Genomic DNA, 12,233 nt, shown 5'->3' on the forward strand with positions numbered 1-12,233 from the left:
CGAGGCTAATGGCTAGCCCGCGTGCTTTCGCTGATAGTGACGGTTGACGCGCTCACGGTTGCCGCACGATGGGGAGCACCAGGTCTGCCGCGGATCGTCCTGCAGGAAGTACTTGACGCAGCGCGCCGCCGGGCACGCCCTCAGCCGCAGTCGCTCGGGGCTCGCAAGGAAGTCGATCCCCGACCGCCCGACTGCGCCCAGCAGCAGCCCGACCGGCTCGGACGCACCGCCGGTCCAGCGCACGACCGGCTCACCCTCGTCCGGCCACTCCAGATGCGCACCCCCGAGGCCGTCCGCCGCCTCGTTCAACATCCGCACCGCAGTGACCGGATCAAGCAGCCTGCCGGCATCAGCCTTGCTCGGCGGCGCCGGGCTGACCGCCCGGGCAAACAACGAACGCACTGCCCGCCGTACGCCGACGAGCCGCTCCCGAACCTCGTCGTCAACCGCGATCACCGACGCGTCGAAGCCTCTCGGCCCACCGAGCACCTGCTCCACGAGCGGAGCGTTTGCCCGGATCCACGCCCCGGTCAGCTCCCCCGTCGCGAGGCCGTCCGCCACGCCGCCTTGCCCGTCGTGCCGGATGGTGGCGGCGATCTCGAAGGCGAGCACGGTCATGATCGGCATACTATCGCCTCTAACGGCAGAATCAGATCTAGCATTAGCCAGGAAGGGATTGCGGTGAATCCTCCGATCGAAGCGTCGATCAGCCGACTCAACGCCCTGCTCGTCGACCTCGACGACGCCACGGTCCGGGCACCTTCCGCCCTGCCGGGCTGGTCGCGCGGACACGTCCTCACCCACATCGCGAACTTCGGCGAGGCGATGACGCGCCAGATCGACGAGGCGCGAGCGGGCCGGTTGATCGAGATGTACGACGGTGGGCGACCCGCTCGGGATGCTGCGATCGAGGCCGGTGCCGGGCGGTCCGCCGATGAGCTGAGGGATCACGTGGCGGCGACGAGCGCTGGATTGCTGGCGGCGTGGGAGAAGGTCGACGACTGGTCGCGGCCGGTGCGGCATCGGGACAGCGATCTGGCGGCGACCGTCTACGCGGGCTGGCGGGAGTACGAAGTACACACCGTCGATCTCGCGTTGGAGCCCACCTCGGACGACTGGTCCGAGGACTTCTGCCTTCACCTCCTCGACTTCCTCCGGCCGCGGACGCCCGACGGGATCCACCTGATCCTGGACGCAGGCACCACCCGCTGGGAGAACGGCACCGGCGAGGACCGGCTGCTCGCAGGCAGGCTGACGGACCTCACCAGCTGGTTCGCGGGCCGCCCGCTCGTCCGTGAGATCACCGGAGATCGCCCCGAGCTCAAGCCGTGGCCGTGATCGCCGGCTCTGCCGCGAGCGACAATCGAAGCGTGGGACCGGATCCAGAGCTGCGCTCAGCACTCCTCGCCGACCGAGCCGGTACGGCGAACCGCATCGCCGCGCTCACCGCCGACCTGGAAGCGATCGTCGAGGCCTCCCGCCTGGTCGCAACCGACGACGAACACGACCCCGAAGGCGCCACGATCGCCTTCGAACGCTCCCAGACGACCACGTTCCTCGAAGACGCCCACAAACACCTCGCCGACCTCGACAGCGCCCTCGACCGCCTCGAAGCCGACGACTACGGCCGCTGCGAGATCTGCGGCAACCCGATCGCGGCCGGCCGGCTGATCGCCCGGCCGACCGCCCGGACCTGCATCGACTGCGCGACCTGATCAACCGGCCGTCGAGCACTCACTTCAGGCCGGTGGTTTTCATGGCGTCGACGAGTCGTTTCTGGCCGGCTACGAAGACGATGACCGTGGGGATGGCCGCGATGACAGCGGCGGCGAGGATGAGGTTCCAGGCCGAGGCGTACTGACCTTGCATGCCTGCGATGCCGAGCTGGATCACCCGGAGGTCGGGATTGCGAGTGACCGTCAGCGGCCAGAGGAACGCGTTCCAGTTGGCCAGGAAGAACAACACCGACAGACTCGCGAGCACCGGACGACTCAACGGCAGGATGACGCTCCAGTAGCGGCGCCAGTAGCCGCAGCCGTCCAGGTCGGCGGCCTCCTCCAGCTCGCGAGGGATGTTGAGGTAGTACTGGCGGAGCAGGAAGATGCCGAAGGCATGGAAGATGCTCGGCACGATCAAGCCGGCGTAGCTGTCCAGTAGGCCGAGTTGCTTGGCGACCAGGAACAGCGGCACGAGGATGACCGGCAGCGAGACGAGCAGCGTCGACATGATGCCGGAGAAGATGATCCCGCGGCCCGGGAAACGCAAGCGGGCCAGGGCGTAGGCAGCCATCGAGTGGAAGAACAGCGCGACGACGGTGACGACGACCGAGACGATCGCACTGTTCAGCAGGAAGCGCGGCAGCGGGATCTTCAGCAGGACGTACTGGAGGTTGTCGAGCGTCCAGGTCGAAGGCCAGCCGAAGGAGAAGACATCCTCCGCAGGCTTCAGCACACTGATCAGCACCCAGAGCAGCGGCGCAACGGCGAGCAGAGCCAGTACGTGCGCCAGGATCGGGAAGAACCTAGTCCTCATCGAAGCGGCCTCCTCGGGTGACGGCGAACATCACGCCGGTGCAGAGAATGAGCAGGGCGACGACGACGGTGGTCAGCGCAGCGGCGTACCCCATGTTGTTGAAGGTGAACGCCTGCTCGTAGATGTAGATGACGACCGTGCTCGTCGCGCGCGCCGGCCCGCCCTTGGTCAGCACGTAGACGAGGTCGAAGGCCTGCAGCCCGGTCACCGCCCCGATCGTCGAGTTGACCACGACGAAGAAGCTGGTCGGCCGGAGCAGCGGCCAGATCACGTACCGGAACCGTTGCCACGCGCTCGCGCCGTCGATCTGCGCCGCGTCCTCGAGCTCCTTCGGCACATCCTTCAGCCCGGCCAGGAAGACCAGCATCTGATAGCCCATCAAGAACCAGACCGAGATCACCACATAGGTGCCCAGGGCAAGCGACGGCGTACCGAGGAACGACACGTCGCCCAGCCCCAGCGGCGCCAGCAGCTTGGAGAGCGCGCCGCGTTTGTCGACCAGCAGGAACTGCCAGATCAGGCCTACCACGACCAGGCTGACCACGTTCGGCAGGAAGAACGCCGAGCGGACCCAGCCGATCCCCTTGAAGTGGTTGCGGACCAGCATCGCGAGCGCGAAGCTCACCACGAACGCGATCGGCACGAAGCTGACCACGTAGATCGCGGTCACCTTGAGCGACGCCCAGAGCTGATCGTCGCCCGCCATCAACCGGTAGTTGCCCAGACCGACGTACCGGTAGTTGCCGAAGCCGTCGACCTTGAAGAACGCGACGCCGAAGGCCAGCACCATCGGCAACGCGACGAAGATCAGCAGGCCGATCACGTCGGGCGCGAGGAACGCGTAGGCCGCGAGCGCCTCGCGCCGCTTCTTGGTCATCGACTGCTTCCGAGCCTTCACCACAGGCTTGGCCGGCGGGGCTGTCATCGTCGCTGTCATGTGATGGGCGCGCCCTGGTAGGTCTTCAGGAAGGTGTCGATCTTCTGCGCCGCATCAGCGGCCGCCTTCGCCGGGTCGGACCCGTTCAGCTGGCAGGCCTGGATCGCGTCGGCGATCGGCTGGTACACCTCAGGTGGGAAGCGCGGCTCGGGCTTGCCGGTCGGCGCGATCTCGGAGACGAACTTCTTCAGCGGGCCGTCGGCGAACGCCCCCTTCGCGTCAGCGGCAGTCTGTACCGACTTACGCGGCGGCACATTCGTCTTCACCACGGTGTTCCACTGCCGCTGCCGCTCCACACCCTCGGCATCGGTCGACCCGAGCGCCCACGCGATGAACTTGGCCGCGGCCTCGGGATTCTTGCCCTTCGAGTTCGCGACGAACGCCCAGCCGCCGAGGTCCGTGGCCGGCTTGCCGCCCTCCGGAGTCGGGTGCGGAATCACGCCGTACTTGAAGTTCTTCGCCTTCGCCCGCAGGTCGGCGACGGCCCAGATCCCGCTCTGCTGCATCGCGGCCGCACCCGAACCGAGGTTGGAGACGACATCACCGCCGCCGTCGCCGAGTGCCTTGCGGGGAGCCACCTTGTTCTTGATCGTGTCCTGCCAGAACTTCAGCGCCTGGACGGCGGCCGGTGAGTCGAAAGCCACCTTGCCGTCCCTGATCGGCGTACCGTCGCCCTGCCAGAGGAACGGGTACCAGGTGAAGTTCTGGTAGTAGCCGGGCAGCGTCTCGAACATCACCCCGTACCGATCCTTGCCGGTCAGTTTCTGCGCGACCGCGAGGGTCTGGTCCCAGGTCCTGGGCAGATCTGCCTCGGACAGGCCGGCCTTCTCGAAGGCGGATTCGCTGTAGTACAAGGCGAGTGGCTCGATCTCCATCGGCAGGCCGTAGATCTTGCCGTCGACGCTGCGGGCCTCGAGCAGGCCGGGCAGGTAGTCGGCCTTGGTCTCATCGCTCAGGTTGCCGGACAGATCCTGCAGTACGCCGCCGTTGTAGTAGCGGAGGAAGTCGCCGGGGCTGATCAGGAAGATGTCCGGGCCTTGCCCCGACTGGAAGGCCGTCTGCAGCGTCGTACCGCTGAGGTAGTCCTTGCCGGGGATATAGCGCAGCTTGACCTTGACGTCGTTGTTCTGGTTCCACTGCTCGGCCAGAGCGACGAACCACTTGCTCTGCGGGCTGTTGTCGTCGGACGGGCCGTAGAAGTTCCAGAACGACAGCTCCTTGCCGTCGCCACCGGCGCCGTCGCCACCGCAGGCGGTCAGTAGCGGCGCGGCGACGGCGGATGCGGCCAGCGCGCCCAGCAGGGTCCGTCGGCTCAACTGAGGTGCAGGGGATAGTGCGGCCATCGGAGACTCCTTGGCAATCGATTTCTCACAAAGTACGAGCGAGGGCCGGAGCGGTCAAGGTTTCATTGACAGCTGAGCGTGGATTTGCCTACCCTCGCTGGAAATCGATTTCTGAGTCGGACTCGAAAGCAGGTCGAGGATGCCAGTAGTGCCGAACCGCGCGGCCGCCCACCGCGCGGCTGACGAGCTGCCCGGCGACCTGGTCGGGCGCGGTTTGGCAGCAGCCCGCCATGCGATCGAGACCGAGGCCGCGGCCGTCTCCGCTTTGGCCGGCCGGCTCGACGGGGTGTTCCTCGACGTCCTCACCGCTGTTGCTGCTTGCGAAGGGCATCTGGTCGTCACAGGTCTGGGTAAGTCGGGGCTGGTCGGGCGGAAAATCGCGGCGACGTTGGCGTCGACGGGGACGCCGGCGACCTTCATCCACGCAGGGGATGCGTTGCATGGCGACTCGGGTGCGGTGACGGCGCGGGATCTGGTGCTTGCGTTGTCGGCGTCGGGCGAGACGGCCGAGGTGTGCGCCTTCGCCCAGATGCTGCGCGATCGGGGGATCCCGGTGATCGCGATGACAGGGGCTGAAGAGTCGACGCTCGCCGGGCTTGCGACGTACACGCTGGACACGATGGTGTTGCGGGAGGCGGATCCGCTCAACCTCGCGCCGACGGCATCCACGACCGCGGCGCTGGTGATGGGCGATGCGCTGGCGTGCGCTCTCGTCGTACTGCGGGAGTTCACGCATCACGATTTCGCGCGGTTCCATCCCTCCGGCGCGCTCGGGCGCAAGCTGCTCGACGCCGGGGAGGAGGCATGACGCAGTACGACGTGTGTGTGCTCGGGTCGTTCATGAAGGATCTGGTCGCGCGCGCCGAGCGGCGGCCGATGCCTGGAGAGACCTTGCATGGCACGGGTTTCGCTGAATTCCTCGGCGGCAAGGGGGTCAATCAGGCGATCGCTGCCGCGCGGATGGGAGCCCGTACCGCGATCGTCGGGATGATCGGGGACGATCGCTACGGCGAGGAGTTTCTCGAGCTGCTCAAGACGGATGGCGTGGACACCGATTGGGTGGTGCGGCATCCGGAACTCGGTACCGGGGTGGGGCTTCCGCTGGTCCTCCCGGACGGCAGCAACTCGATCATCATCGTGGCGCGGGCGAACTCCGCGATCACCGCCGCTGACATCGAGGCGGCTTCGCCTGTACTGACCTCGAGCGCGGTCCTCAGCGTCCAGCTCGAACTGCCGGTCGAAGCCAGTCGCGCAGCCCTCCAACTCGCCTCGGCGGCCGGCGTCACCACCATCCTCACCCCAGCGCCCGCCGGGCCGGTCGACTCTTCGCTCGCCGCCTTCGTCGACATCCTCGTCCCCAACGAGGTCGAGGCCGCCGCCCTCACCGGCCTAGACTGCAACGATTCCCAGGTACCGGTCATCGCCCGCCGCTTGGCCGACGACTGGGACCTCCGCGGCTGCGTCATCACCCTCGGCTCCCGCGGCGCCTACGTCCTGGACCGCTCAGGCGACGGCGCCTTCGTCATCGACCGCTCAGCCCCGGCCGGCGCCTTCGTCGTCGACCGCTCGGCCCGGGCCGGCTCCGGGCGGGAGCTTCGCATCCCCGCGCACCCGGTGGCGACCGTCGACACGGTCGGCGCCGGCGACGCCTTCTGCGGCTCGCTTGCCGCGTCGTTGGCCGCCGGAGCGCCGCTTGCGGACGCCGTACGGCTCGCGAATGCGGCGGGGGCACTGTCTACAACGATGCACGGAGCAGCCACCTCCTGCCCGGACCGATCTGCAGCTTTGGCCTTGCTGGACTCGTGAGATCCTTGTGCCGTCCAGACGGCGGGTAGGCCTCGAGCGGGGAGCGAGCATGACGACGATCTACGACGTCGCGCGTAGATCTGGCGTATCGCCGGCCACCGTGTCGCGGGTGCTCAGCGGCCGCCGGAACGTGGACCCGGAGCTGTCCGAGAAGGTCCGGGCGGCCGTGGCGGAGCTCGGCTACCGCCCCAACGGCGTCGCCCGCAACCTGCGCCGGGCCAGCACCAATCTGTGGGCCGTCGTCATCTCCGACATCGAGAACCCGTTCTTCACCTCGCTCGTCCGTGGCCTCGAGGACGTCGCCCAGACCGAGGGCTACCACGTCGTACTGTGCAACTCCGACGAGGATCCGGCCAAGGAAGAGGCGTACGCCTCCGCGGTACTGACCGAGCAGATGGCCGGCGTCGTGATCTCCCCGACGTCGACCGCGGAGGGTGTCGCGCTGCTCAACGGCGCCAAGACCCCGATGGTCCTGATCGACCGCCGGGTCGAGGGCGTCGAGGCGGACACCGTCCTCGTCGACAACGAACACGGCGCCGCCGAAGGCGTCAAACACCTCATCGACGGCGGCTACCAACGGATCGCCTGCATCACCGGCCCGCGCCGGGTCAGCACCGCGATGGACCGCCTGGCCGGCTACCGCTCGGCTCTCCGCACCGCCGGCATCCCCTACAACAAAGACCTGGTCCGCCACGCCGACTTCCGCGAAGCCGGCGGCTTCGCCGCCATGGAAAGCCTCCTGGACCAACCCGAGCCCCCCGAGGCTCTCTTCGTCACCAACAACCTGATGACCGTCGGCGCCCTCGAATGCCTGGCCAAACGAGGCCTCCGAGCCCCCGACGACATAGCCGTAGTCGGCTTCGACGACATCCCCTGGGCCGATCTCGTAGTCCCTTCCCTGACCACAGTCGCCCAACCCACCTACGAACTGGGCCGCACCGCAGGCCTCCTCCTGAAAGACCGGATAGCCTCCCCCGGCCGACCCCCCTCCACAGTCACCCTCCGCACAGAACTCCACATCCGAGCCACCTCGGCGCCCAAGAAGTAACTGACTTCCTACTCGGACAGGTTCTGGTCCGCGTAGACCGTCATGGCGTCTCGGAGGTATTCGGCGACGGTGGGGTCGGTGGGGTTGATGGTTTGGGTGAAGCGGGGGTCGTCTACGTACATCTGGCCGAGGGACTTGTAGGCCTCTCGGGTTGGGGTCCAGAAGAGGCTGATGACCTGGTGGTGGAGCTGGATGAGTTCCTGGACCGTGGGGTCGTGCACTTCCGCTCCTTGGGCTTTCAGGGTGGTGATTCCTTCGTGGACCTGGGCGAAGCCGGTGCGCGCCAACTCCGCCTCCTGTTCGGTCCAACCCTGCATCCGCTCGTAGCTCGCGTCGACCTGGGCGTCGCCCCAGCGTTCGCGCGCTTCGGCCTCGTACGGGTTGTGCTCGAATCCCTCGAAGACCTTCTCGGGTTTCATTTCGCCTCCTTCGGTGAGGTTGGCGATGGTGGTGTCGACGGTCCGGATCAGCTGGGCGAGCCGCAGCTGCTCGCGCTGGAGCCATTCCTTGTGCCGGCCGAGTACCTCGATCGTGCTCGTGCTGCTGCGACGTTCGAGTACTTCGCCGACCACGTCGAGGCTGAGCCCGAGGTCGCGGAGCAGCAGGATCTGCTGCAACCGGAGCAGCTGTTCCTGCTCGTAGTACCGGCGGCCGTTGGGCGCGGTCCGGGCCGGGATCAGCAGCCCGATCGCGTGGTAGTGCCGCAGCGTCCGCGAGGTGACCCCCGATTCCCGCGCCACCTCGGCGATCGACCAGGCCACCTCGCCCACCGTCCCTCCACCATCGCGGCCGGTCCTTCCGGCCACTGGCAAGGACGCTAGGTGTTGCCGCTACGTCAACTTCAACCTTATTAATGCGGCGGCGGAGGCGGAGTGTTGCCGGCCCGGATCCACTCGACGCAGGCCCGCGCGGACTCCTCAGCCGGCCGCACGACGAGCCCCGCCGCGAGCGCCTTGCGGTTGTCGAGCTGGAAGGTCCCGTCATGGGTCAGGTGAAAACGGTCCTCAGGCGGATCCCAGTCGACGGCCGGACTTCCCGGTACGACGGAACGCCACGCCTCGGCCAGGTCGCCCATCGCCATCGACCCACTCACCGCGTTGAACGCCCCACCCCGGCCATCACCACTCAGCCGCACCAGGAACGCCGCCAAGTCCCGCGCGTCGAGGTACTGAATCGCCTGCTCGGGCCGAGCCGCGCACTCCATCGCCTTGCCCGTCGCCAACGCCTCACCCCAGTTGCCGAAGTCCGGGTTGTACGGCCCCACCACGAACCCCGACCGCACGGCAGCCGACCGCTCCCCCAACACCTCGGCCAGCAGCAACTCCGCCCGAGCCTTCGACGGACCGTACAGATCCATCGAGAACTCGTCCTCAGGAGCACCGTCAGGCCAGGCGAGCAGCTCACCGGACTCGGTCATCCCGGGAGTCGTCCTGCTCGCGTAGACCCCGATCGTCGACATGAACGTGTAGTGCCCGACCCGGTCGCGCAAGACGTCAAGGCTGAGCCGGATATCCCGCACCAAGAACCCCGACATATCGATCACCGCATCCCACACCCCAGAAGCCAGCACGCCGGGATCAGAACGCTCCCCCACAATCCGCTCGACCGACGGGAACAACCCCGGGTTGGTCAGCCCGCGATTGAACAGCGTCACCTCGTGACCGTCCGCGAGTGCCGCCTCGACCACATGCCGGCCGAGGTTCTTCGTCCCGCCCAGCACCAACAGCCTCATCGCAGGCCCCTCACGACATCATCGAGCTCGGCCAGCAAGGGCTCGATCCACTCCGTGGAAGAAGGCACCGTCCGCACGCCCTCCTCGACGACCCACGTCAGCGCACGCAAGACGAAGGCGATCCCGCCCACAGACAGTTGCCGTTGCACCAGCGAAGGATCAGCACCCGCGGCATCGACGTACCGGGCAACGATCGGTTCCGCTTGGTGGCCGACGGCAACGGCATCGCGGACCAGCGTGTAGAGATCACTCAGCTGCGGCGCGACGTACGCCAGCGGCCAGTCCACGACGGACCACCGCGTCCCGTCACTGACCAGATTCTTCGGTACGTAGTCGCCGTGGACCACGCGGGCAGCCGTTGCCGCATGCAACTGATCGAGTGCCGCGACGCCCACGGTCGACAGTCGCTCGGCAAGCTCAGGGGCGGCGGGACTTCGGCGTACCAGCTCAAGGAGTTGCCGGGAAGTGAACTCACTCGGCGCATCGACGGGCTTTGAACGAATCCCGGCCAGCAGTTCGGCCGCGGCCAGGAAGCCGTCCGCCGACGGCTCCTGCTCGAGATTGACCCGGCCGACGTCGGCGAGGACGAGCAGTACCGCGTCGTCCGTCTCCAGGCTGTGGATCAACCGGGGCGCCGGCAACTCAAGCGGTACGACGAATCGCCGGTACGCCGCGCCCTCACCCCGCTGGGCGTCGCTGCCGCGCTTGACGATCACACTGCGCAGTCCATAGGACAGGCGCCAAACCTCCGACGAATCCCACTCCCGCAGCACCTCGCCCTTGAGCTCGCCGACCGCCGGCGCCTGCGTCGCCTCGAGAACCGGTCCGGCGATGACGTCGAGCCAGGTGGGAAGCATGCAGCCATCCTGACAAGCCACGCGCCCGCAACCAAGCGGGTTTCGCCGGCCGAGCAGCAAGGCCAGGCTTCAGCTGATCGCCGCCAGCATCCGATCCACGATCCGTCGCGCGACCCGTACCGGATCCAGATCGGTCACGATCCGGTGCGGCCCACCCTCCTCCGCACTGAACCGGGTCAACCCATCGTCCTCGACCACGATCCGCCCGGTGGCGAACGAGAACAGCGACGGCTCGACCATCATCAACACCGCCGCCGGATCATGCGGCACATTGAAGTCCTGCGACCGATAAGCCCAGTACTGCCGGATCTCACCGCCCAGCAACTCCCCCAAAGCCCCCGCACTCTCAAGCTCCGCCAGCATCAAACCATCGAGCCGCAACCGAGTCGTCTGCTCCAGCCCGATCACCGTCGCCGGTACGCCGGACCCGAACACCACCCCGGCCGCCGCGACATCGCACTTGATGTTGTGCTCGATCTTCCCCGACGTGAAGTCCCCACCCATCAAGAACACCTGCTCGATCCCACGCCCCTCGACCTCCACCGCCTCGGCCAGATTCGTCAACGGCCCGATCGCCAGCACGGTCGGCGACCCGGCCAGCAACCCGATCGGATCGCCACCGCCATCAACGGTCTCCCGGTCGAGATCAGGCATCAGCACACCCTCGTGCCCCGCCCAGAACACCTCCCGCCCGGATCTGGTCTCGCCACGCCCAGGCACGACAGGCCCGACCGACCGACCGGCGACGCGCGCGAGCCTGGCAACCATCCGGGCGCGCAGCAGCACATCGCCGTACACCGTGGTCACCCCCGCGAGGTCCAGTTCAGGCGAGCCGAGGATGGCGGTGAGCGCGAGCACGTCGTCGACATCGGTGCCGATGTCAGTGTCCAGGACGAGCGAGGCCTGCATGGCGATCCTTTCCGCGGCGGAGTGTGCAGGTTATCGACTGGCAAGACCGGTGGTCGGCCGCCGACCACGCGTCTGGCAGGCTTTGGGGTATGACTGAGAACGCCACTCGCGCCTGGGGCTTCGGCCTCGCCACCGTCACGACCTCGGGCAACGTGCTCGACGTCTGGTACCCGGCCCCCGAACTGGGCGAGGCGCCCGAGGGTGCGAAGGCGCCGGCGGAGCTGATCGCTGCCGAGGGCAACGACGACCTGCGCCAGGTACGCCGTACCGTCGTGAAGACCGCGATCACGCTCGACCAGGCCCCGGCCGACGTCGCCGACGCCTATCTGCGGCTGCACCTGCTCTCGCACCGGCTGGTCCGCCCGCACGGCCTCAGCCTGGACGGCATCTTCGCCTCCCTGCCGAACAACGCGTGGACCTCGCACGGCCCGGTCCCGGTCGACGAGATCGAGCACGTGCGGCTGCGCGCGCGGGCCGCCGGGCAGCACCTGTCCGTGACGAGCGTCGACAAGTTCCCGCGGATGACGGACTACGTCGTACCGTCCGGTGTCCGGATCGCCGACGCCGACCGGGTCCGCCTGGGCGCGCACCTGGCGTCGGGCACCACGGTCATGCACGAGGGCTTCGTGAACTTCAACGCCGGCACGCTCGGCACCTCGATGGTCGAGGGCCGAATCGTGGCCGGCGTGGTCGTCGACGACGGCAGCGACATCGGCGGCGGCTCGTCGATCCTCGGCACCCTGTCGGGCGGCGGCAAGGCAGTGCTCACGATCGGCAAGCGCTGCCTGCTCGGCGCGAACAGCGGCATCGGCATCTCGCTCGGCGACGACTGCGTGGTCGAGGCGGGCCTCTACGTGACCCCCGGTACCAAGCTCAAGCTGCCCGACGGCACCGTGGTGAAGGCGATCGAGCTGTCCGGCCAGTCCGGCCTGCTCTTCCTGCGCAACTCGATCACCGGCGCGGTCGAGGCACGGCCGCGCAAGGGCGAGGGCATCACGCTCAATGAGGCCCTGCACGCCAACGCGTGACAAATCACGCCAACCAAGGTGAGAGGCAGCACGTCATACAG

The 12,233-nt window shown here is 67.8% G+C and carries 14 protein-coding genes; 6 read left to right on the forward strand and 8 right to left on the reverse strand.

Translation table 11 applies throughout. The annotated features are described in order from the left end of the window. Window positions 1-12 precede the first annotated feature (12 nt). Window positions 13-618, reverse strand: coding sequence for a CGNR zinc finger domain-containing protein (locus ABD768_RS07380; RefSeq protein ID WP_344838749.1), 606 nt, complete (start codon window positions 616-618; stop codon window positions 13-15). Between the two features lie 63 nt (window positions 619-681). Here ABD768_RS07380 and ABD768_RS07385 point away from each other — a divergent pair, with 63 nt between their 5' ends. Further along, window positions 682-1,338, forward strand: coding sequence for a maleylpyruvate isomerase family mycothiol-dependent enzyme (locus tag ABD768_RS07385; RefSeq protein WP_344838752.1), 657 nt, complete (start codon window positions 682-684; stop codon window positions 1,336-1,338). Between the two features lie 32 nt (window positions 1,339-1,370). Next, window positions 1,371-1,715 carry a TraR/DksA family transcriptional regulator gene (locus tag ABD768_RS07390; protein WP_344838755.1) on the forward strand — a complete coding sequence of 115 codons (345 nt, stop codon included), beginning with the start codon at window positions 1,371-1,373 and terminating at the stop codon, window positions 1,713-1,715. A 19-nt stretch (window positions 1,716-1,734) separates the two neighbouring features. Here the strand turns inward: ABD768_RS07390 and ABD768_RS07395 are convergent, their stop codons facing one another. Genes ABD768_RS07395 through ABD768_RS07405 form a run of 3 tightly spaced genes read right to left on the reverse strand, consistent with a single transcriptional unit; the run spans window position 1,735 to window position 4,812 of the window. Then, the gene (locus ABD768_RS07395; protein WP_344838758.1) at window positions 1,735-2,532 is read right to left on the reverse strand and encodes a carbohydrate ABC transporter permease; all 798 of its coding nucleotides are present in this window, start codon (window positions 2,530-2,532) and stop codon (window positions 1,735-1,737) included. Then, window positions 2,522-3,457 carry a carbohydrate ABC transporter permease gene (locus ABD768_RS07400; RefSeq protein ID WP_344838761.1) on the reverse strand — a complete coding sequence of 312 codons (936 nt, stop codon included), beginning with the start codon at window positions 3,455-3,457 and terminating at the stop codon, window positions 2,522-2,524. Before ABD768_RS07400 ends, ABD768_RS07395 begins: the two co-directional genes overlap by 11 nt. 8 nt (window positions 3,458-3,465) lie before the next feature. Next, window positions 3,466-4,812: an ABC transporter substrate-binding protein gene (locus ABD768_RS07405; RefSeq protein ID WP_344838763.1), complete on the reverse strand. Its 1,347-nt coding sequence runs from the start codon at window positions 4,810-4,812 to the stop codon at window positions 3,466-3,468. A gap of 139 nt (window positions 4,813-4,951) precedes the next feature. Here ABD768_RS07405 and ABD768_RS07410 point away from each other — a divergent pair, with 139 nt between their 5' ends. Genes ABD768_RS07410 through ABD768_RS07420 form a run of 3 tightly spaced genes read left to right on the forward strand, consistent with a single transcriptional unit; the run spans window position 4,952 to window position 7,666 of the window. Next, on the forward strand, window positions 4,952-5,620 hold the full coding sequence (locus ABD768_RS07410) for a KpsF/GutQ family sugar-phosphate isomerase (RefSeq protein ID WP_343982624.1): 669 nt from the start codon (window positions 4,952-4,954) through the stop codon (window positions 5,618-5,620). After that, entirely contained in the window at window positions 5,617-6,618 is a 1,002-nt protein-coding gene (locus tag ABD768_RS07415; protein WP_344838766.1) for a ribokinase, read from the forward strand. The genes ABD768_RS07410 and ABD768_RS07415 overlap by 4 nt, the downstream gene beginning before the upstream one ends. 49 nt (window positions 6,619-6,667) lie before the next feature. Beyond that, window positions 6,668-7,666 (forward strand): LacI family DNA-binding transcriptional regulator, encoded by a 999-nt coding sequence (locus ABD768_RS07420; protein ID WP_343982618.1) that lies wholly within the window; start codon window positions 6,668-6,670, stop codon window positions 7,664-7,666. A gap of 8 nt (window positions 7,667-7,674) precedes the next feature. On the opposite strand, the gene ABD768_RS07425 is transcribed toward ABD768_RS07420, so the two are convergent. The 4 genes from ABD768_RS07425 to ABD768_RS07440 form a co-directional block, all read right to left on the reverse strand. After that, the gene (locus ABD768_RS07425; protein WP_344838769.1) at window positions 7,675-8,436 is read right to left on the reverse strand and encodes a MerR family transcriptional regulator; all 762 of its coding nucleotides are present in this window, start codon (window positions 8,434-8,436) and stop codon (window positions 7,675-7,677) included. A gap of 80 nt (window positions 8,437-8,516) precedes the next feature. Beyond that, window positions 8,517-9,398, reverse strand: coding sequence for a Rossmann-fold NAD(P)-binding domain-containing protein (locus ABD768_RS07430; RefSeq protein ID WP_344838772.1), 882 nt, complete (start codon window positions 9,396-9,398; stop codon window positions 8,517-8,519). Continuing rightward, a complete protein-coding gene (locus ABD768_RS07435) occupies window positions 9,395-10,255 on the reverse strand; it encodes a phosphotransferase family protein (protein WP_344838774.1) in 861 nt (286 codons plus the stop codon). The genes ABD768_RS07430 and ABD768_RS07435 overlap by 4 nt, the downstream gene beginning before the upstream one ends. A 69-nt stretch (window positions 10,256-10,324) precedes the next feature. Beyond that, complete coding sequence (locus ABD768_RS07440; protein ID WP_344838776.1) at window positions 10,325-11,164, reverse strand: nucleoside hydrolase; 840 nt, start codon at window positions 11,162-11,164, stop codon at window positions 10,325-10,327. An 89-nt stretch (window positions 11,165-11,253) separates the two neighbouring features. Between ABD768_RS07440 and dapD the strand changes: the two genes are divergently transcribed. Beyond that, window positions 11,254-12,192, forward strand: coding sequence for a 2,3,4,5-tetrahydropyridine-2,6-dicarboxylate N-succinyltransferase (gene dapD, locus ABD768_RS07445; protein WP_343982604.1), 939 nt, complete (start codon window positions 11,254-11,256; stop codon window positions 12,190-12,192). The last annotated feature ends 41 nt before the right edge of the window (window positions 12,193-12,233 follow it).

This window comes from Kribbella ginsengisoli (assembly GCF_039537185.1).
GTDB lineage: Bacteria > Actinomycetota > Actinomycetes > Propionibacteriales > Kribbellaceae > Kribbella > Kribbella koreensis.